Below are 18771 nucleotides of genomic sequence, written 5' to 3'. Positions count from 1 at the left end.
CGCCACCTGGATGGGGTGGCGCGTCCCGGCGTCTAGACTTGGGATCCACCCTGGGCCAGACGGCCCGACCCCATCTTCGAGGAGCAGAACATGGCCATCCCGTCCTTCGTCGACCGCGCGACGCTGACCGCCGTGGCGGGCAAGGGAGGACACGGCTGCGCCTCCGTCAAGCGTGAGAAGTTCAAGCCGTTGGGCGGCCCCGATGGTGGCAACGGCGGTCATGGCGGATCGGTCATTCTGCGCGTCGACCCCCAGGTGACGACCTTGGTCGACTATCACTGGCAGTCCACTCGCAAGGCGACCAACGGCGAGCCTGGACGCGGTGACAACCAGGCCGGGGCCAACGGCTCCGACATCGTCCTGGGTGTTCCCGAGGGCACGGTCGTCTCCGACGCCGACACCGGCGAGCCACTGGGAGACCTCGTCGGAGTGGGATCCGAGCTCGTCGTCGCGGCCGGTGGTCGTGGCGGTCTCGGCAATGCAGCGCTGGCCAACTCGGCGCGCAAGGCCCCCGGTTTCGCCTTGCTCGGTGAGGCCGGAGAGGAACGCAAGGTCCTGCTCGAGCTCAAGGTCGTCGCCGACATCGGCCTGGTGGGATTCCCCTCGGCCGGAAAGTCCAGCCTCATCGCGGCGATCTCGCGAGCCAAGCCGAAAATCGCCGATTATCCCTTCACCACCCTGGTGCCGAATCTGGGCGTGGTCGTCGCGGGGGAGACGACCTACACCGTTGCGGACGTGCCCGGCCTCATCCCGGGGGCCTCGCTGGGCAAGGGCCTTGGCTTCGACTTCCTGCGCCACATCGAGCGTTGCCGGGCCATCGTCCACGTCATCGACTGCGCCACCTACGAGCCCGGTCGCGACCCTGTCACCGACCTCGACGTCATCGAGGGGGAGCTTGCTGCCCATGGTGGCCTGGAGGATCGTCCACGTCTGGTGGTGCTCAACAAAGTTGACGTCCCGGACGCCGCTGACCTGGCCGACATCGTCTTCGACGATGTCGGCAAGCGTGGCTGGGCGGTCTTCCGCGTCTCGACGAAGTCGGGAGAGGGGCTCAGCTCCCTCAAGTTCGCCATGGCCGATCTGGTCGAGAAGGCTCGCGAGGATGAGCCCGAACCCGAGCCGGAGAGGATCGTCATCCGGCCCAGGCCCAAGGAGGAGGGTCCGGCCTTCTCCATCAAGCGTCAGGGCGACGGTGAGGGCGGCTTCCTGTGGCGTGTGACCGGTGACAAGCCGGCTCGATGGGTCGCCCAGACCGACTTCGACAACCCGGAGGCCGTCGGCTACCTGTCGGATCGTCTCAACCGCCTGGGCGTCGAGGAGGAGCTGCTGGCCATGGGTGCCATTGCCGGTGATGCCGTCGCCGTCGGTGGTGAGGACGCCGTCATCTTCGACTTCGCCCCGCAGATCGAGTCGGGTGCCGAGCTGTTGTCCCGCCGCGGTGAGGACCAGCGTCTGGAGACCGAGCGTCCCTCGGCCACCCGTCGTCGCGAGATGGATCGCGAATATCACCGCGCCCGTGAGGAATACGGCCAGGTCGGTCGCGATCCACGGGGTGAGTCGTGGCGTGCCCGTGTCGCCGAGGAGGAGCGGTTCGAGGGCCGTGACTGATCAACGTCAAGTCATTTCCGCGGCCACCACTGTGGTAGTCAAGGTCGGATCATCCTCGTTGACCCTGCCCGGCGGCGGGATCGATGTTCGCCGTGTCGACGAGCTGGTCGACGTGCTCAGCGAGGTCGTCGCGGACGGCAAGCGGGTCGTCCTGGTGAGCTCAGGAGCCATCGCCACCGGTTTTCCAGCGATGGGAATGACCCACCGCCCACGGACCGTGGCCGGCAAGCAGGCGGCAGCCTCGGTCGGGCAGGGAATCCTGCTGGCCCACTACACGTCACGGTTTGCCAGCCACGGGTTGCGGGTCGGACAGGTACTGCTGACCGTCAATGACCTGGTCCGTCCCACCTCCTATCGAAATGCCTGGTCGACCCTGGACACCCTGCTCGAGCTGGGAGTCGTGCCGATCGTCAACGAGAACGACACCGTTGCCACCGGGGAGATCAAGTTCGGCGACAACGACCGACTCGCTGCTCTGGTGGCTGAGTTGGTGCGCGCTCAGGCCCTCGTGCTGCTGTCTGACGTCGACGCCCTCTACACTGCTCATCCGGATTCCCCGGACGCCCGTCGTCTGGATGTCGTTGAGGACATTGACGCTCTGGAGATCGACACCCACAAGGCCGGATCCGGGGTCGGCACCGGGGGCATGACGACGAAGCTGGAGGCCGCCCGAATGGCCACCAGCGCGGGGGTCCCTGTGGTGCTTGCATCGGCTTCGGATGCCCGTGGCGTCTTGGGTGGGGCAGCCGTGGGCACCTACTTCCGACCGATGGCGACGCGGCGGTCCCGGCGTCTGCTGTGGTTGGCCGACGCCGCCACCCCGCAGGGTCAGATCGTCATCGACGAGGGGGCCGTCGAGGCCCTCACCACACGCCATTCGTCGTTGTTGGCGGTGGGTGTCACTCGGGTTCACGGGGATTTTCAGGCGGGCGATCCGGTGACGATCCTGGCCCCGGACGGTCGGCTCGTCGGGCGCGGCATTGCTCAGTTCTCCCATGACGAGGTGCGCGTGATGAGAGGACGTTCGAGCGCCTGGCTGGCCGCAGAAATGGGCCCGGCGGCGTCTCGGGAGATCATCCATCGCGACGCCATGGTGTTGAGCCGTCGTCGAACTACCAAGAAGTGACTCACCGTCGCTGTGGTCACCATGGTGGTGTTGCCCATCTGACGAATACCATGTGGCCATGAGCTCGCGAGTCATCGAACAGGCCAAGGCTGCCCGATCTGCCGCCACGGTGTTGCGTCGGCTGCGTCGCATCGACAAGGACGACCTGCTGATGGCCATGGCCGCCGGGTTGCGCCAGAACGTCGACGACATCCTGGCCGCCAACCGTGCTGATGTCGATCGTGGCCGCGGAAACGGGATGGACGAGGCCCTTGTCGACCGTCTCACCCTCACCCCGGAACGGGTCGAGGGAATGGCCGTCGGTCTGGAAGGGGTCGCTCGGCTCGACGACCCCGTCGGTGAGGTCGTGCGTGGCAGGCACACTCCGCTGGGAGTCAAGGTGGAGCAGGTCCGGGTGCCGATCGGCGTCATCGGGATCATCTACGAGGCTCGTCCCAATGTCACCTCTGACGCCGCCGGTATCTGTCTCAAGTCCGGTAACGCCTGCCTGTTGCGAGGATCGTCCTCGGCTCTGGAGTCCAACCGTGCCGTCATCGCGGCGATGCGTTCCCGGTTGCCCGAGGAGATCCGTGAGGCGGTGCAGCTCGTCGAGGGTGGCCATGAGGTCACCGACGAGCTCATGGCTGCCCGCGGGTACGTCGACCTGCTCATTCCGCGTGGTGGGGCCGGGCTCATCAACGCCGTCGTCTCCGGGGCCGAGGTGCCCGTCATCCAGACCGGAACCGGTAACTGCCACCTCGTCATCGACGTCAGTGCCGATGTGGAGATGGCAATCGGCATTGCCGTCAATGCCAAGACGCAGCGTCCCAGTGTGTGCAATGCCGTCGAGACGGTGCTGGTGCATCGGGGAATTGCGGACACCGCGGTGCCGCTGCTGGTGGACGCCATGAGCGATCGCGGAGTGACGGTGCATGGCGATGAGGACAGTATTCGGCTGGATCCCCGCATCGTGCCGGCCGAACCCGATGAGTACGACGACGAGTACCTGTCCCTGGACCTCGCGCTGCGCATCGTCGACGACCTGGAGGAGGCCGTCGACCACATCGCCAAGCACGGTTCGGGCCACTCGGAGACGATCGTCACCAAGTCGATGACCTCCCAGGAGTTCTTCACCTCCAGCGTCGATGCCGCGGCGGTGTTGGTGAACTGTTCCAGCCGGTTCGTCGATGGCGGGGAGTTCGGATTTGGTGCCGAGATCGGTATTTCCACCCAGAAGCTCCATGCCCGCGGACCGATGGGGCTGCGGGAGATGACGACGACGACCTACGTCTTGCAGGGCGACGGTCAGACCCGTCCGTGAGGCTGTCCTTGACCGTCCAACGGTAGTTCTGGGGTGATTGTGGGATAGGCTGAGGCGCCATGAGCATGGTTCCTCTTCTCATGGAGTCCTCGGCCCTCGTCGTCGGTATCCTGACGCTGCTGGTGCTGCTGATTGCACTCGGCATCGTTCGTGGCATCGGCAAGGGTCGGCCGCATTCCTGATGCCGAGTGCTGAGCTGGGGCTGGCGCGGGTCCACAACGGACGCCGCTACCGGCTCGGGGTGATGGGCGGTACCTTCGACCCCATTCATCATGGCCACCTCGTCGCAGCCTCGGAGGTTGCGGCCAGGTTCGACCTCGACGAGGTCGTCTTCGTGCCCACTGGCGTGCCCTGGCAGAAGAAGGGACGTAAGGTTTCGCAGGCCGAGGACCGTTACCTCATGACGGTCATCGCGACGGCGTCGAACCCGTCGTTCTCGGTGTCACGGGTCGACATCGATCGTCCGGGGGACACGTACACCGTCGACACCCTCAAGGATCTGCGACGAGAGCGAGGCAGCGACGTCGACCTGTTCTTCATCACCGGTGCCGACGCGCTGAGTCACATCCTCACGTGGCGTGGCGCTGAGGAACTGTTCGACCTCGCACACTTCATTGGGGTGTCGCGTCCTGGAGTGCCGCTGGGAGCCAAGGACATCTCCCATCTGCCGGCTGAGAAGGTCACTCTTCTCGAGGTGCCGGCCATGGCCATTTCGTCGACCGACTGCCGTCAGCGGGTCGGGGAGGACATGCCGATCTGGTACCTCGTGCCGGACGGCATCGTGCAGTACATCAACAAGCGCGGTCTCTACCACGACAACATCAACATCAATCCGGAGGATCATTGAGCGCCACCGAACAGGCCATCGAGCTCGCCCGTGTGGCGGCACACGCCGCCCTCGACAAGAAGGGCTTCGACATCGTCGCCCTTGATGTCTCGGAGCACCTCGCCATCACTGACATCTTCGTCATCATCTCTGCGGCCAGCGAGCGTCAGGTGTCGGCCGTGGTTGACGCCATCGACCAGACCATGCATGAGCACAAGGCTCATCGCGCCCGCCGCGAGGGAGAGCGGGAGAACCGTTGGGTGTTGCTCGACTACGTCGACATCGTGGTGCACGTGCAGCATCAGGAGGAACGCGAACTGTATTCCCTGGAAAGGCTGTGGAAGGACTGCCCGGCCGTCGACCTGCAGCTGCCTGAGGAGCAGCTCGACTGGGACCAGATGTGACGACGCGGATCGTCCTGGTTCGGCACGGCGAGACCGAGTTCAACGCCGACGGACGACTCCAGGGGCAGCTGGACATTCCGCTGTCCTCGGTGGGGATTGCCCAGGCCGAGGCCGTCGCGCCCGTTATTGCCGGGATGGATCCGGTGGCGATCGTGTCGTCGCCGTTGGTGCGTGCCAGGGTGACGGCCGAGACGATCGGGCGTGCTGCCGGCCTCGAGGTCGGTTTCGATGACCGGCTCAAGGAGGTCGACGTAGGTCAGTGGGCGGGGGAGACCGTGCCCGCTCTACATCGCAACGACCCCCATTACACGCACCTGATGGCCTCCGGTGAGGATTTCCGGCGCTCTGACGGTGAGACGACCGCCGAGGTTGCCGAGAGGGTGACGGCGGCCGTCAGGGATGCCGTGGACGAGCAGAAGAACCAGACGGTGTGCCTGGTGGCCCATGGATTTGCTCTGCGGGCTGCCGTGGTGTGGCTGCTCGGCGGTGGGTACCCGGAGTTCCTTCGGTTCGGTGGGCTGGGGAATTGCTCGTGGACCGTGCTGGATCGGATTGGATCCGGCGAGGCCGACCGACGCGGAATGGACGATCGGTGGAGGTTGCGGACATATAACGCGACCGTACTGTGACTTGGTGATGTTGGTGTACTGATCGGACGCGTTGATTTACGCCCGCCAAGAAACCTCGTTCCACGAATGCTACAAGTTGTATTTGTGGCACTGCCTGGGAGGTCATCGTGGACATGGGACACATGCCCCGACCGGACGAGTACGCCGCAATGTCAAGGTCGGCCCGACGCCGAGCTTCCCTTCTCACGATTCATCAACGTCCCTAGTCAGTACAGCGCGAGCAACGCTGGGCATGAGAGTGAGGCTGGTGGGCTTGGTCCTGCGGCATGCGCTCTGGCTTGGAGCAGTCGACTTGAGCGTCATGCCTCCGGCGGCTGCGATCCGGTCAGCCACACCTGGAAACTCTCGGTCAGACACTGCTTGAGTAGGCGGACATCCGGTTGGGTTGAGGTGGCCGGCCAGGCAAGCAGTCCCTCGAGCCCCACGGCGACGAGGCTGCGAGCCTCCGCGCGGCGGGCGAGGCTCGTTGTCGCGGGCATGTGTGGGGCGAGTGCGTCGGTCCATGTGGTCGTCCGTGTCCAGAGAGCCTCGCCGAGCTCCGGGGTAGACGTGATGAGCACGACCCGCTGGTAAAGCTGCTCTACCGGATTGGACGCAATGTGAGCGACCATGGCATCAGTCAATGAAGCCGCGTCGAGGACATGACCTTCGGAGACAGCTGCAAGCAGGACATCGACATCAGAGGTCTTGGCGACGGAGAGAACCAGGGATTCCTTGGTGCCGAAGTGTCGATAGACGGTCATGGGTGACACGTCCGCAGCAGCTGCGACTTCCTCGACGGTGGTCTCTGCGTAACCGCGGGCCGTGAAGAGATCGATGGCTGCACTGCGGATTTTGCGGCGCAGCTCAAGCTTCTTCGCTGCTCGAGATCGGGACGTCGCCATGAGCCGTACTCTACTGGGCGAAGTACGGCCCATGGCGGTGGTGAACAGGAGCAGTGCGCTGACGATAACGGCGACCGAACAGAGGGCCAGTACCGAATCCATGGCAGTGACGTAGGCAGTGTTGGCCGTGGCATCGATCTGGTCCCGGAGCCCAGGGAACTGAGGGGCTGTGGCCTTGGCCACACCGATACCGGTATTGATCTGCTTCACGATGAACTCGGGAAGGTGCGTTGATTGGCTGGTGACTGCCCGGGTGTAGCGGTTTCCGAGCAGGCTGCCGAGGATCGCGATCCCGAGCATGGACCCGATCTGACGAATGGTGTTGATGAGCGCCGCCGCAGTTCCATGTGCTTCTTCGTCAACTTGGTCCATGGCGTGCGCAGGGGCAAATGATTGAGAAGGCCCCTGCCCCAATCCCAAGAGTGTCAGTCCCGTCATGATCGGCGCAGCGCCTGAGACGACCTTGGTGGCGGCGGCGATGCCCATCCCGATCCCGATCAGGACCAGACCGCTGGGGAGAGCTAGTTGTGCGCTTTGGGGATGCTTGGACGCGCGGGCAGCAGCGAAGGGCCCCAGTCCAGTCGCCGCTGCCATGGGGAGCAGCATCAGCCCCCCGGCAACGGCCGAGTGTCCCAGCACGCTCTGGATGAATCCCGGCACGATGAACAACACGCCGAACAGAACGAAGTTGACCACCATGAGGCCCATGGCGGACGTGCGGAAGTGGTGATTCCTGAGCAGGGACAAGTCGGCCAGGGGCGACTGGGTCCGAGCGGCCCTCAGGGGAGTTACAGCTTGATGCCGAAAAGTCGGCCAGGGGCGACTGGGTCCGGGAGTCGACGACGAGGCACACAATGAGTGCGGCGATCCCTGACGTCGTGGCCATGTAGCCGCCCGGTGAGTTGATCAGTCCGGCGGTGATCAGGATGAACCCGGCAGTCGACAGAAGTATCTGCGGGGCAGGGGCCGCTCGCCTGACAGGGCGCATCGGGTCTGGTGGGATGCACGCCGCAAGCACCATCACGAGGGCAAGGGCACCGACGAAGTCGATCGCGAACATTGCCTTCCATCCCCAGTTGTCAATGGCCAGCCCGCCGAGGATGGGACCGAGCGGTGCGCCCAGCGAGCCGGCAGCGCTCCAGATGGCGGTCGCACGTGCCCGGTATGGCGCCTGGACGAGCCACGGGATCAAGGCAAGTGACATCGGAGTGAACACGCTCGCGCCCAGTCCCATGACGGCCCGTCCCACGAGCAGCCCGATCACCGTGGGACTGAACAAGGGGACAGCGGCCCCCACTCCGAACAGACAGACGCCGATCAACAGAAGGCGGCGGTGCCCGATGCTGTCGCCCAAAAGACCGCCGGGGAGCAGCGCAGCGAGAAAGCCCAGCGTGTAGGAAGACACGATCCACTGCAAGGCTCGGTTGCCCGCATGGATGCTGCTGCCGAGGTCCGGCAGTGCGACGTTCACCATGGTGGTGTTGACGTAGAGCAGAGCCATTCCTCCAGCAAGAGCCCACACTCCTGCCCACCGTTCAGAACTGGTAGTCCCTAACATATGTTAGAGGCTACCAGTTTCCGATCGTCCACTATCACGGTGAGCAGCTCAGGAGGCATACACATGCGTATCTATGCGTCGGGTCGACCTCTGTATCAAATCACCCACCAGATCCATGACCTCATGGTCCAATGTGATCACGAGTTCTTTTCTCCGCTCTCATGACGCCAAGGCGTGGGCGTTCAAGTGCGGAGTGATCACCAGCTCGAGGGCGGTGCCGAAAACCGCTTCTCCTCGATGATGACAGGCGCCCGCACCATCACTCTTGTCAAGAACGGCGATCTGGATGCCTTTCTGGCCCGCTGCGCTCCGGTGTCATGGAAGAGGGGTAGGGCTATGCCCACGTGAGCACGGCGGTCGTGGCACCGGCCAACCGTGGTAAAAGGCTCACCAAGACGTTCGCGGCTCCCGTCGTGGTGGCGGTTGTGCGGTAGGGTGCGGCCGGTCGATTATGGAAGGTCGGGGACCAGGTGGACAAACATGAGGTAGTGTTCGCTTCGAGGTCGGTGGGACCACACCGTGGGGTCAGCATCCTCGATCGTGCGCCTGGCCGGAGCCGTTCTGGCCGAGCAGACCGACGAATGGGTCGAAGGATGTCGCTACCGTGGCCTCGAAGTCCTGGGCCCGCTGCCCGTATCACTCTGGTACCCGACACCTACCTCGAACACACAGACCACGACCTACCAGCCCTGACCGTCTGACCCCGAGAAGGAGTACGCAGCTACACCACCACTAGGGATTTGGCCTTCCCGGCCCTGCTCGCAGCGGGACCATCCGGACCGCCTCCGTTTTCTCATCCGGGGTGTAGCGCCGTGTCTGCGGTTTCCCGGGAACCTGCCACTTCGGCATGTACTCATTCTCGTTTCTAGACCAGTGCCTGAACAGGCTTGGATCAGCTCACCGAACTCCTGGTCGACCTCGACGACCTCCACAGCAATTGCGAACCAGCCGAACGCCGCATCCTCAACCGCACACTGTTCACCCACATCACCATCGACGACGAAGAGAACGCCACCCACATATCCGCCGAGGCCACCGTCAGCGTCCTCGCCCACACCAACATCGATGCCTCGGCGCAGGTCACCGCAGAAACAAAACTGCCCCACCATCAGGCGGGGCAAGCTTCGATATTCTCATTTTACGTGGAGCATAGGGGATTCGAACCCCTGACCTCTTCCATGCCATGGAAGCGCGCTACCAACTGCGCCAATGCCCCGCGGGCGACCTTGTCAGGCCTTCGACACGATCCTCCGCTGCGGCGTCCACCACGCCGGAACATCCTGTCTGGTGGAGCATAGGGGATTCGAACCCCTGACCTCTTCCATGCCATGGAAGCGCGCTACCAACTGCGCCAATGCCCCGAAAACAACTCCTCAGGAGGGTCATCCTCTTCGTTCACCCGACCGCCCGGGCGACCAGGCAAACGTTACCGGATCCCACCCATCCTCACCAAATCGGACCAAGCCAGGCCAGTATTTGCGTATGGGTATCGACACACACTCATGCGCAACGCACCTTCACCGCCCCAAGAAGCCGTCCACCACCGCGCCGCCCCTCTCGCACGACTCCTACTGCCGAGGTCAGCTCTGCACGTCTGTGGCTTTCAGGTAGCCCTGACGGTGTCCCAGGAAGACACATACGTACCGGTCCTTTCCGGTCACATCGACGTGGTCCTTGGGTGGCGGAGCGTCGAACGTCTTGGACCGGTAATAGTCTGTCGCGGGCTGAGGGTCGATGACGACATAGCGCTGACCAGGCTCCAACACGTACGGCAACGCAGCCTCGGGCTGCACCCAGGTGCCGTCCGGATAGGCAGAGGCTTCCGGGTACGCCCGGCCATAACCTGACGTGCGCGAAACCACGGTGATCGTTCGCGCCTCCGGGACGACTCGTGCCACCGGCTGCTGAGCGGGATTGTGGAACCACGCCTTAGCTCCCAGGTACCAGACGGCGACCCACTCGTCGTCCTTCCCTCCAACCTCTGCGACGACATACTCCGCACCCGTGTTCAGCCGGGCGCCGACGTCGGCAGGTTCTGTTGTTGCCGGCTCCGGGCTGATACCGGCATCAACAACCGTCGGGGCATCCGACGACGGGGCCTGCCTCGCCGTCACAAAGTTCACTCCTCTGACGACCTGGCCGTTGTAGGCCTGCGTGTTCATTTCGAAATCAGGCAAAATCCTCACGACGTCATCGCGCTTGGGTCTGGTGCTCACCGTGCCCTCGGTGAGTGGGCGGCCCAACAGCTCAAAGTATCGAGCCCAGTTCCAGAAGGCGCCCGGATCCCAGTGCATCCCCTTGATGTGCTCGGTGTCAATGCCAGGAACCTCGTCATGGCCAATGACGCGACCACGCGTCAGCGGGATCCCATATTTATCGCACAGATAGCGGACTAGCGCTGCACTCGAGCGGTACATCGCGTCCGTGTACCAGGATTCTCCCTCGAGAGCCTTACCCTCGTGCTCGAGTCCGAGGGCGTGCATGTTGTAGTACCAGTTCCCGGAGTGCCAGCCGATGTCCTTGGGATCGAGGTGCTGCGCAACGTGACCGTCAAATGATCTCAACGTGTAGTTCCATGCGAGGTAATTCGGCTTCTCCACAAGTTTGATGGTGTTGTCGTAGGTCTCCTCGGTGTCGTGGATGACGATTCTCGTCAGCGAAGGCGCAGAGGGGCGGCGCGCAAGGTCGTGATTTCCGTACTTCACCGGATCAGATCCGTACTGCTGATATGGAGCAGGTATCCACTCGATGTGGAGGCTATCCGGCCCGTCAATCGGCGGCCCGGACACCTTATGCTCAGGTAACGCTGTTCGGCTGATAAGCGGGCCGAAGATGGCCATGGCAGTAAACGAACGGCGGCTCATGTCGATCATCGGAATCGTCCTCTCGCCCAGTAAAGATGCTTGTGAACCCACACAAGCACACCACATATGGGGGTCACATCACGAAGGATCACCGCACAGGAGCGTTACATCCATACCGGTTAGGTGAGGTGGCCATCGTCGGGGAGTGGGTAGAGCGTGCGGATGATGTTGGCGGCTGGGCCGGTGGGTGCGTTGCGGTAGCCGGTGCCGGCCCAGAGGTGGACTCGGTGGGTGTCTCCGGCTTGGGTGGCGGCTTGTCGCAGTGGGCGGGTGAGATGGTGCACGGCGGGGTATGCGTGGGGTGCGGTGGCGTGGTGTTGGGTGATGAAGTCGTTGGTGAGGGCGCGGGCCGGTCGTCCGGTGAACGCGTGGGTGATGGTGGTGTCGTCGAAGGCGGGGTCGGCCAGTGCCGCCCGGTGGGTGGCTGAGGTTCCGGCTTCGTTGGTGCGGAGCAGAAGGGTCCCTACGGCAACCGCGATGGCGCCTGCATCAAGTGCTGCTCGTACCGCTTCAGCGCCATCGATGCCGCCGGCGGCGATCACTGGCAAAGGGCTGGCCTTGCGCACGTGTGAGACGAGAGTGGGGAGGTCTTCCGGTTGTGGTGTCCGCGTGGGGTCGAAGGTGGCGCTGTGTCCACTGGCTGAGGGGCCTTGGATGATGAGCCCGTCGGCGCCGCGTTCGGTTGCGGCGACGGCCATGCCGTGGGGGAGGGATACGCCGTCGTCGGTGAGGAAGATGGGGACGTTGTTGATCTCGCGGAGTTCATGGCAGGTGGGTATTCTGTTTTGCGGGTCCGGTCATACCAACCTCAGCCGCGAGGATCGAGCACAGCCTTCGCAGTTGCGATGTCGGTTACCAGATCCGTTACCAGATTGCCTCGAAGGATCGCAGTCAAAGCCGGGGCCTTTTCGGCTCCGAAAGCGCTGACGATGACGTGGGTGATTGATGGGATTCGGTCGATCGGTATTGTCATCAACCCTTGGCAGAAGCCCGCATCGACGTGACGGCCCTGAGCATCGATGTGGTGCCCACAGATGTGGCCGACCGCTCCCCGCGACAACAACTCGGCATGAGCCCGTTCGGGCATCACATGATCGAAAATCGGTGCCACCGAATTCACCCCGACCGCGCCCACCCCTGTCACCAAGATGTCGGCGTGGGAGGCCATTGCGATCGTCATTCCAATGGACTTCTCCGCCTTTAAAGCCGCTGCTACTTGCGGATTCGATACCAACACTGGCGCGGGCATCACTCGGTAAGCGCAGCCAAGTCGCTCCGCCAGTTGGCGACACAGTTCGGGGGAGTCAAGGAGTAGATTCCCCCGCGCTGTCCCCCCAATTGCCTGGACCACTGTCGCTTCAGGGTGACGTGTCGGGGTCATGGCGCGCACCACCGAAGCTACTCCACGCCCATTCGACAGCGCGATGACCGAGTCCGGGTGCATATATGTAGTCACGAGATCGGAAGCCATCCGTGACACCTCGTGAGCCGCAGAGTCGTCATCCGACATGGCTACGCGCGCGCACGCTAACCCAAAGGTGCGCGTCAGGTCCTGTTCCAACGCAACTGCTCGTTGTAACGGGTGCTGCACGGTAAACGTGATGATTCCGCGGCGCCGCGCTTCGTCGAGCAGGCGTGACACCATCGATCGGGAGTAGCCGATCTCAGCAGCGATCTCGGCCTGAGTCGCTTGTTCCAGCCAGTATCGCTTTGCCACGGTCAGTAGGGTCTGGATGTGTTCGCGGTCAGTCATATGTATCTCACAAATGTGAATCTTCGTACTCATGGCCCCGCAGAAACGCGGTGTTAAACCATCATACCGGCGCTTTAGCGCTTAGTGAATTCACATATGTGATCCCATGGCCTTGCGAAGGATGTCAGGCTGACGGCTGAATGGTTCTCGTCACACAGTCGTGAGAGAGGAATCACCCCAATGGCCGTCGTTCGTACCATCACTGGCGACGTTTCACCCGACACGCTTGGTGTCGTCAATGCCCACGACCACCTCATCCGTGTTGGCGCCGGTGAGGTCTACATCGATCCTGATCACCTGCTCGACGACGTCGACAAGGCCGCTCAGGAGGCCACCTACTTCGTCGAAGCTTCCATGAGCTGGGCCGACGGCGCCACGATCGTCGACATGTGCCCCGCATCCTCGGGTCGTGGTGTGCTCAAGACCCTTGAAGTTGTCGAGAAGGTCCCAGGCCTCCAGGTCGTCCAGGCCACCGGATTTCACCAGCAGAAGGTCTACCTGGAATGGCGTCAGAGCTGGGTCAACCAGTACACCGTCAACCAGATTGCCGATCTGCTCATTGCCGACATTGTCGAGGGCATCGACCGCTTCGACTACATGGGCCCCATCGTCGAACGCACCGGGGCCAAGGCCGGCGTCATAAAGTGGGCGACCGCTTACGGCAAGATTACCGAGTGGGAACAGAAATCTGGCAAGGCGGTGGCTATCGCATCTAAGGAGACCGGATGCCCTATCAACACCCATGTAACGGCCGGAACTTGCGGCCCCGAGCAGGCACGCTTCCTCGTCGACCAGGGCGTCGATCCTGCCAAAATCGCAATCGGTCACATGCAGCGTAACTGGGATCCGTGGGTCCACGAGCAGATCTGCAAGCTTGGCTGCTACGTCGAGCTCGACGGCACAAACCGCATCAAGTACGTCCCGGACAATACCCGCGTCAACCTGATTAAGGCCCTCGGGAAGAAGGGCTACGGCAAGCAGGTACTGCTGGGTACCGATTCCGGTAAAGCCTCTTACCAGAAGGTCTACGGCTCGGTCTCCGGCATTGACTATGATCCGGCCGTTTTCTGCCCGCGTCTGATTGAGGACGAGGGCTTTGACCGCAGCTACGTCGATGACCTGCTCATCAACAACGCCGCGACCTTCCTTGGCTTCCAGCCCCTGGCTGGGTGACGACGATGCCACGACTCCAAGTTGCTCTTGATACCTACGACCTGCCGTCGGCCCTCGCCCCGCTGTCCCAAGTGTCCAACGAGGTTGACGTCATCGAGTGTGGCACCATCCTGGTTCTAGCCGAGGGCATGGATGCGGTGCGTGCTATCCGGGCGGTCTATCCTGGGAAGGTTATTCTCGCCGATGTTCGCATAGCCGAAGCCGGGGCCAAGATCGCCCGGCTGTGCTTCGAAGCCGGAGCCGACCTCGTCTCCTGTGTCGCCGGGGCATCTCTGACCACCATCGATCAAGTGTGCAAGGTGGCAGAGGAATTCGGTGGCGAAGTCCAGGTCGAGCTCGCGGATGAGTGGTACGACGCCGACCGCGCCCGCACCTGGCGTGAATTGGGTGTCCAGCACGTCATCGTTAAGCGTTCCCGCGACCGGGAGGCCGCCGGGGACTTGTCGTGGAAACCCGAGGATCTCGGGCGGGTCGACGAACTCGCCGAGATGGGATTCACGGTCACCGTCACTGGAGGCATCACTCCCAAGGACCTTCCGGTCTTTGCTGAGCATCCAGTCGGCATTGTCATCGCCGGTCGTTCAATCGTCGCCGCCGACGACCCAAGGGCTGCGGCACAGCAACTACGCTCCACGCTAGACGAGGTGTGGCCGAGATGACCGAGTCGCTGTCGGACGGAGTGGCACTCGGTATTTACGAGAAGGCTCTTGTTGGCAACCAGCTTGAGACTGATGACGACTGGCGTCGCTTCCTTACCCAGGTGCCTGAGGCCGGCTTCGGTTTCGTCGACCTATCAGTCGACGAAACCGAAGGAAGGGCCGCACGGCTTGAGTGGGATCAGGACCGCCGTCGTATGGTGCGTCGCTGTGCCGAGGAAACAGAGACCACGATCGGTGGTATCTGCTTGTCAGTGCATAGGCGCATTGGCCCCGGTAGCGCCGACCCCGCGGTGCGTCAACGTGCCCGTGACGTGCTAGCCGAAGGCCTGCACCTTTGCCACGATCTCGGAGCGTCCGTGCTTCAGGTGGCGGGGTACTACTGCTACTACGAGCAGATGAATGACCACGCCGAGCAGTGGTACACCGACCTTCTCCTCGACGCCATCCCGATGGCGGCCCGTCTCGGCGTCGTCATGGGCATCGAGAATGTCGACGGCACCGACGTTAATTCCATCCGCAAGGCCATGGAGTTCGTCAAGCTCGCTCACTCGCCTTACCTGCAGGTCTACCCCGACATCGGAAACATTGCCGAACAGCAGCTCGATGCCTCGATCGAACTCGAGGCTGGGCGTGGCCACATGGTTGCGATCCACGTGAAGGATGTCCGGCCTGGCGAGCCTCGACGGGTACCGATGGGAGAGGGGACCGTTGACTGGGACGATTCCTTCGCCATCCTTGCCAGGCAGGGCTGGCGCGGCCGAATGATGATCGAGATGTGGAACGACGATGCCCCCGATTCCAATGATCGCAGTGTGTCGGCGCGTGAGTTCATCGAGGGGCGTCTTCGAACCGCCGGAATCCCGATTCGTCGGGCCCTCGCCTGATTCGAGATCGGTTGGCCCAGCTTGAATCCTGGGCCGACCGACACCAAACCTCCAAAAAATTCCTATACCGCTGTTCAAAGGAGAACGTTCGATGCTCGAAGAGCTCAAGAAAGACGTTTGCGAAGGCAATCTCGACCTGCCCCGACACGGCCTGGTGACCTGGACCTCGGGCAATTTGTCTGCCCGAGACCCCGGGACCGGCTTGGTGATCATCAAGCCCTCCGGAATGCTGTACGACGACATGACCCCTGACGACATGGTTGTCGTCGACCTTGACGGAAAGGTTGTCGAGGGAGATCGTGGACCATCTTCGGACACCGCTTCGCACCTGTACGTCTATCGTCGCCATGACGACATCCGCAGCATCATCCACACTCACTCCACCTTCGCCACCGCCTGGGCTGCCACAGGCCAGGACATACCCTGCGCCATGACCGCCGTCGCTGATGAGTTCGGTGGACGAGTCCCGTGCGGAGATTACGCCCAGATCGGCACTGAGCAGATAGGTGAGCAAATTGTACGGTTCATCGACGAGTCCCCAGCCGTACTACTCAAGAAACACGGTGTCTTCACTGTCGGTACGTCTATTGAGAAGGCTGTCAAGGCAGCCGTTATGGTCGAGGACGTCGCCAGGACCCTGACTTTTGCCAAGCTCATCGGCAAAATCTCCCCGCTCCCGCAGTCGGAGATCGACTCCAACCACGACCGATACACCAACCGCTACGGCACCCCAGCTGCGTCCCAGGGGGTGACGGCATGACTTACGACATCTCAACTATCGGTGAGGGGCAGATCCGGCTCACCTGCTACAAGGGCGAGCGTCTTGTTAATGCCCAGCAGCTACGGGCCACCGCTGCCTGCTCCGAAGCCAACGTTGCAGGCTTGCTGTCCCAGCTCGGTCGCGACACCTGCTGGACATCTGTTATGCCACAGGGCGATCTTACCGACCGGGTTGTCAACGAGTTTCGTAGTGTCGGTGTCGATGTCTCCCACATCTGTATCAAGCCTGAGGGGCGCGTCGCACTGTACTTCATGGAGCCCGGTGAGTATCCGATGCCAGCACGTGTGCTTTACGATCGCGAGCACACCCCTTTTCGTGACGTCCGTGTCGAGGATCTCGATTGGGAGGCCATGCTCGACACGAAACTGGTTTTCGTGACTGGCATTACGGCTGCTCTGACCGAGAACACGGCTGTTGTGGTGAGCCATTTTGTCGAGGAGGCCCACCGCCGTGGAATAGCCGTCGCACTTGACGTCAATTATCGTTCCCTGTTGTGGGAGCCGAGACGGGCCCGAGAAGTGCTCGAATCCATTGCGTGCATATCGGACATTGTCTTTTGCTCGGTGCGTGACGGCATGGCAGTATTTGGGATTGAATCTGACGGCGAACAGGCATGTCACGATCTGCGTGAATTGTTCGGAGCACCGACGGTTGTGTCCACTGACCAGATCAATGGTGTCTATCTATCCGACGACGAGCACGGCGACCACACCTTCCCAGTGGTTCAGGTGCCTGTCGTCGACCGTCCAGGCGCAGGAGACTCCTTCGTCGCAGGAACATTGCACGGGTATCTTGCAGGTGACGTGGTCCAGGGAATCTATTACGGGCAGCGGACATCTGCTTACGCCCTGACTCATTATGGAGACCTTACTCGTGTGAGTCCCAGTGAGCTCAATATTCCTTCGAACACAGACATTCTGCGTTGACAACAACCGCGGCGCAGGTAGGAGATATAGTTACATGTCCACCTCTACAGCATCCAAGCAATCAGCCTTAGATCTTATAGATTCGCGCCCTTTGACGCGCAATCAGAAGAATCTTGTCGCCCTGGCCATCATCGGAAACATTTCCGAGTTCTTTGACATCTTCCTCATTGGTTTCGTGGTATCCGTCCTCACTAAGCCATGGAACCTGACCGGCACTGAGGCGGGCGTCATCCTCGCCTGTTCTGGCCTGGGTACGGTCATCGGTGCCATTATGTGGGGACGTCTGGCAGACAAAATCGGACGCCGTTCGTCATTTTTCTGGTGCGTCCTCATGTTCGTTGCATTCACCGTCGTATCAGTGTTCACTCCAGATCACGGCTGGGTCATGCTAGCCATATTGCGTATTGGTGTGGGGATCGGTGTTGGCGGCCTCAATATCACATCGATTCCGTATGTTCAAGAGTTTGTGCCAGCTAAACAGCGCGGCCTTCTTGCGGGATTGGCGTCGGTATTCATACCGCTCGGTCTTTTCCTGGGATCTCTCGGGCAAAAAGCCTTGGGTGATAATTGGCGTGCTCTCATCGCGCTGGGGGCGATTCCTGTCTTCCTGCTTGTGTGGATTCGCTTTGTCCCCGAGTCACCAAGGTTTCTACAGAGTCATGGACGGGAAAATGAAGCCCGTGAGGCTTTGGCGTGGGCGTTGGAGATGCCGGCTGACGACATTGGAGATCTGCCGTCGGTAGAGCACGTCCAAGACGCTTCGTACTCACTTGTCTTCGGCAAGTACCGCAAGGGCCTCCTCATAGTCAGCCTAGGGTCCTTCTGCTTCATTCTGGGATCATTCACGATTCAGTCGTGGGGTCAGACCCTCCTCAAGACCGGGTTCGGCAAGTCTGCAGAGCAAGTCGGGATCCTGTTTATGTTCGTCTCTCTGGCCGATCTCATCGGGCGCTTCCTGTCAGCATGGCTGGCCGACCGCATCGGTCGGAGGATCACGATGCTGTCATTCGGTCTGGTAGGTGCCGCCGGAACTCTGATCATCGCGCTTTCGGCTCATCTGGGTTGGGGCTGGCAGGTTTTCTTTGCCGGCGTCCTTGTTGCGATGGCCTTCGGCGACGGCGCCTTCGGCATTCTGAACGCCTTCGGAGCCGAGCAGTTTCCCAACGAGGCTCGCTCCACCGGTCTGGGACTCGGTTACGGCATCGGTGCGACTGCCAAGGTCATCGGTCCGGCGCTCATGGGACTCATGGTGGGCGGATCTGCGGTCAAACAGAATGTCACCTTGGACGCGGTCTTCCCGGCGTTCATCCTGTTCACCGTGCTGCTCGTCGTCGGCGGTGTGACATACATGTTCGCCCGCGAAACTCGCGGCACCTCACTCGACACGATCTGACCT

Annotated in this window: 17 protein-coding genes, 2 tRNA genes and 2 pseudogenes; 14 read left to right on the top strand and 7 right to left on the bottom strand. The window is 62.1% G+C overall.

What is annotated here, in order from left to right; all coding sequences use genetic code 11:
* Positions 1-90: 90 nt before the first annotated feature.
* The 7 genes from obgE to PALO_RS06745 are packed head-to-tail and all read left to right on the top strand — an operon-like array spanning position 91 to position 5893.
* Entirely contained in the window at positions 91-1608 is a 1518-nt protein-coding gene (gene obgE / locus PALO_RS06770; protein WP_015582947.1) for a GTPase ObgE, read from the top strand.
* On the top strand, positions 1601-2734 hold the full coding sequence (proB, locus tag PALO_RS06765) for a glutamate 5-kinase (RefSeq protein WP_004811739.1): 1134 nt from the start codon (positions 1601-1603) through the stop codon (positions 2732-2734). The genes obgE and proB overlap by 8 nt, the downstream gene beginning before the upstream one ends.
* Positions 2735-2786: 52 nt before the next feature.
* Positions 2787-4034: a glutamate-5-semialdehyde dehydrogenase gene (locus PALO_RS06760; protein WP_004811738.1), complete on the top strand. Its 1248-nt coding sequence runs from the start codon at positions 2787-2789 to the stop codon at positions 4032-4034.
* A gap of 59 nt (positions 4035-4093) precedes the next feature.
* Complete coding sequence (locus tag PALO_RS13005; RefSeq protein WP_004811737.1) at positions 4094-4216, top strand: hypothetical protein; 123 nt, start codon at positions 4094-4096, stop codon at positions 4214-4216.
* Positions 4216-4881, top strand: coding sequence for a nicotinate-nucleotide adenylyltransferase (gene nadD / locus PALO_RS06755; protein WP_015582945.1), 666 nt, complete (start codon positions 4216-4218; stop codon positions 4879-4881). Before PALO_RS13005 ends, nadD begins: the two co-directional genes overlap by 1 nt.
* Positions 4878-5264, top strand: a complete 387-nt coding sequence (gene rsfS / locus PALO_RS06750) for a ribosome silencing factor (RefSeq protein ID WP_004811735.1) — start codon at positions 4878-4880, stop codon at positions 5262-5264. Before nadD ends, rsfS begins: the two co-directional genes overlap by 4 nt.
* Positions 5261-5893, top strand: a complete 633-nt coding sequence (locus PALO_RS06745) for a histidine phosphatase family protein (RefSeq protein ID WP_004811734.1) — start codon at positions 5261-5263, stop codon at positions 5891-5893. Before rsfS ends, PALO_RS06745 begins: the two co-directional genes overlap by 4 nt.
* A gap of 299 nt (positions 5894-6192) precedes the next feature.
* On the opposite strand, the gene PALO_RS12005 is transcribed toward PALO_RS06745, so the two are convergent.
* Both PALO_RS12005 and PALO_RS13155 read right to left on the bottom strand, forming a co-directional pair.
* Complete coding sequence (locus tag PALO_RS12005; protein ID WP_080634304.1) at positions 6193-7632, bottom strand: MFS transporter; 1440 nt, start codon at positions 7630-7632, stop codon at positions 6193-6195.
* Positions 7633-7786: 154 nt separating this feature from the next.
* Positions 7787-8278 (bottom strand): annotated as a pseudogene (locus PALO_RS13155) (MFS transporter); the annotation flags it as partial.
* A 588-nt stretch (positions 8279-8866) separates the two neighbouring features.
* Between PALO_RS13155 and PALO_RS12870 the strand changes: the two are divergent.
* A pseudogene (locus PALO_RS12870) lies at positions 8867-9036 on the top strand (IS256 family transposase); the annotation flags it as partial.
* A gap of 442 nt (positions 9037-9478) precedes the next feature.
* Here the strand turns inward: PALO_RS12870 and PALO_RS06725 are convergent.
* The 5 genes from PALO_RS06725 to PALO_RS06705 form a co-directional block, all read right to left on the bottom strand.
* A tRNA-Ala gene (locus PALO_RS06725) sits at positions 9479-9551 on the bottom strand.
* A 69-nt stretch (positions 9552-9620) separates the two neighbouring features.
* Positions 9621-9696: transfer RNA gene (locus PALO_RS06720), tRNA-Ala, on the bottom strand.
* A gap of 219 nt (positions 9697-9915) precedes the next feature.
* Entirely contained in the window at positions 9916-11208 is a 1293-nt protein-coding gene (locus PALO_RS06715) for an N-acetylmuramoyl-L-alanine amidase (RefSeq protein ID WP_015582941.1), read from the bottom strand.
* Positions 11209-11318: 110 nt separating this feature from the next.
* A complete protein-coding gene (locus PALO_RS06710) occupies positions 11319-11897 on the bottom strand; it encodes a nitronate monooxygenase (protein WP_015582940.1) in 579 nt (192 codons plus the stop codon).
* A gap of 110 nt (positions 11898-12007) precedes the next feature.
* Complete coding sequence (locus PALO_RS06705; protein WP_004811728.1) at positions 12008-12952, bottom strand: sugar-binding transcriptional regulator; 945 nt, start codon at positions 12950-12952, stop codon at positions 12008-12010.
* A gap of 180 nt (positions 12953-13132) precedes the next feature.
* On the opposite strand from PALO_RS06705, the gene PALO_RS06700 reads away from it, so the two are divergent.
* From PALO_RS06700 to PALO_RS06675, 6 genes are all read left to right on the top strand, one after another.
* Complete coding sequence (locus tag PALO_RS06700) at positions 13133-14125, top strand: phosphotriesterase family protein (RefSeq protein ID WP_015582939.1); 993 nt, start codon at positions 13133-13135, stop codon at positions 14123-14125.
* Positions 14126-14130: 5 nt separating this feature from the next.
* Positions 14131-14784, top strand: a complete 654-nt coding sequence (locus PALO_RS06695) for a 3-keto-L-gulonate-6-phosphate decarboxylase UlaD (protein ID WP_015582938.1) — start codon at positions 14131-14133, stop codon at positions 14782-14784.
* Entirely contained in the window at positions 14781-15668 is an 888-nt protein-coding gene (locus PALO_RS06690; protein ID WP_015582937.1) for an L-ribulose-5-phosphate 3-epimerase, read from the top strand. The genes PALO_RS06695 and PALO_RS06690 overlap by 4 nt, the downstream gene beginning before the upstream one ends.
* Before the next feature lie 91 nt (positions 15669-15759).
* Positions 15760-16428 carry an L-ribulose-5-phosphate 4-epimerase gene (locus PALO_RS06685; protein WP_004811724.1) on the top strand — a complete coding sequence of 223 codons (669 nt, stop codon included), beginning with the start codon at positions 15760-15762 and terminating at the stop codon, positions 16426-16428.
* The gene (locus PALO_RS06680) at positions 16425-17375 is read left to right on the top strand and encodes a sugar kinase (RefSeq protein ID WP_004811723.1); all 951 of its coding nucleotides are present in this window, start codon (positions 16425-16427) and stop codon (positions 17373-17375) included. Before PALO_RS06685 ends, PALO_RS06680 begins: the two co-directional genes overlap by 4 nt.
* 34 nt (positions 17376-17409) lie before the next feature.
* On the top strand, positions 17410-18768 hold the full coding sequence (locus tag PALO_RS06675) for an MFS transporter (RefSeq protein WP_015582936.1): 1359 nt from the start codon (positions 17410-17412) through the stop codon (positions 18766-18768).
* The last annotated feature ends 3 nt before the right edge of the window (positions 18769-18771 follow it).

This window comes from Cutibacterium avidum 44067 (genome assembly GCF_000367205.1).
Lineage (GTDB): Bacteria > Actinomycetota > Actinomycetes > Propionibacteriales > Propionibacteriaceae > Cutibacterium > Cutibacterium avidum.
Note: the sequence above shows the minus strand (reverse complement) of the source record. Positions and strands in the feature narration are given on the sequence as shown.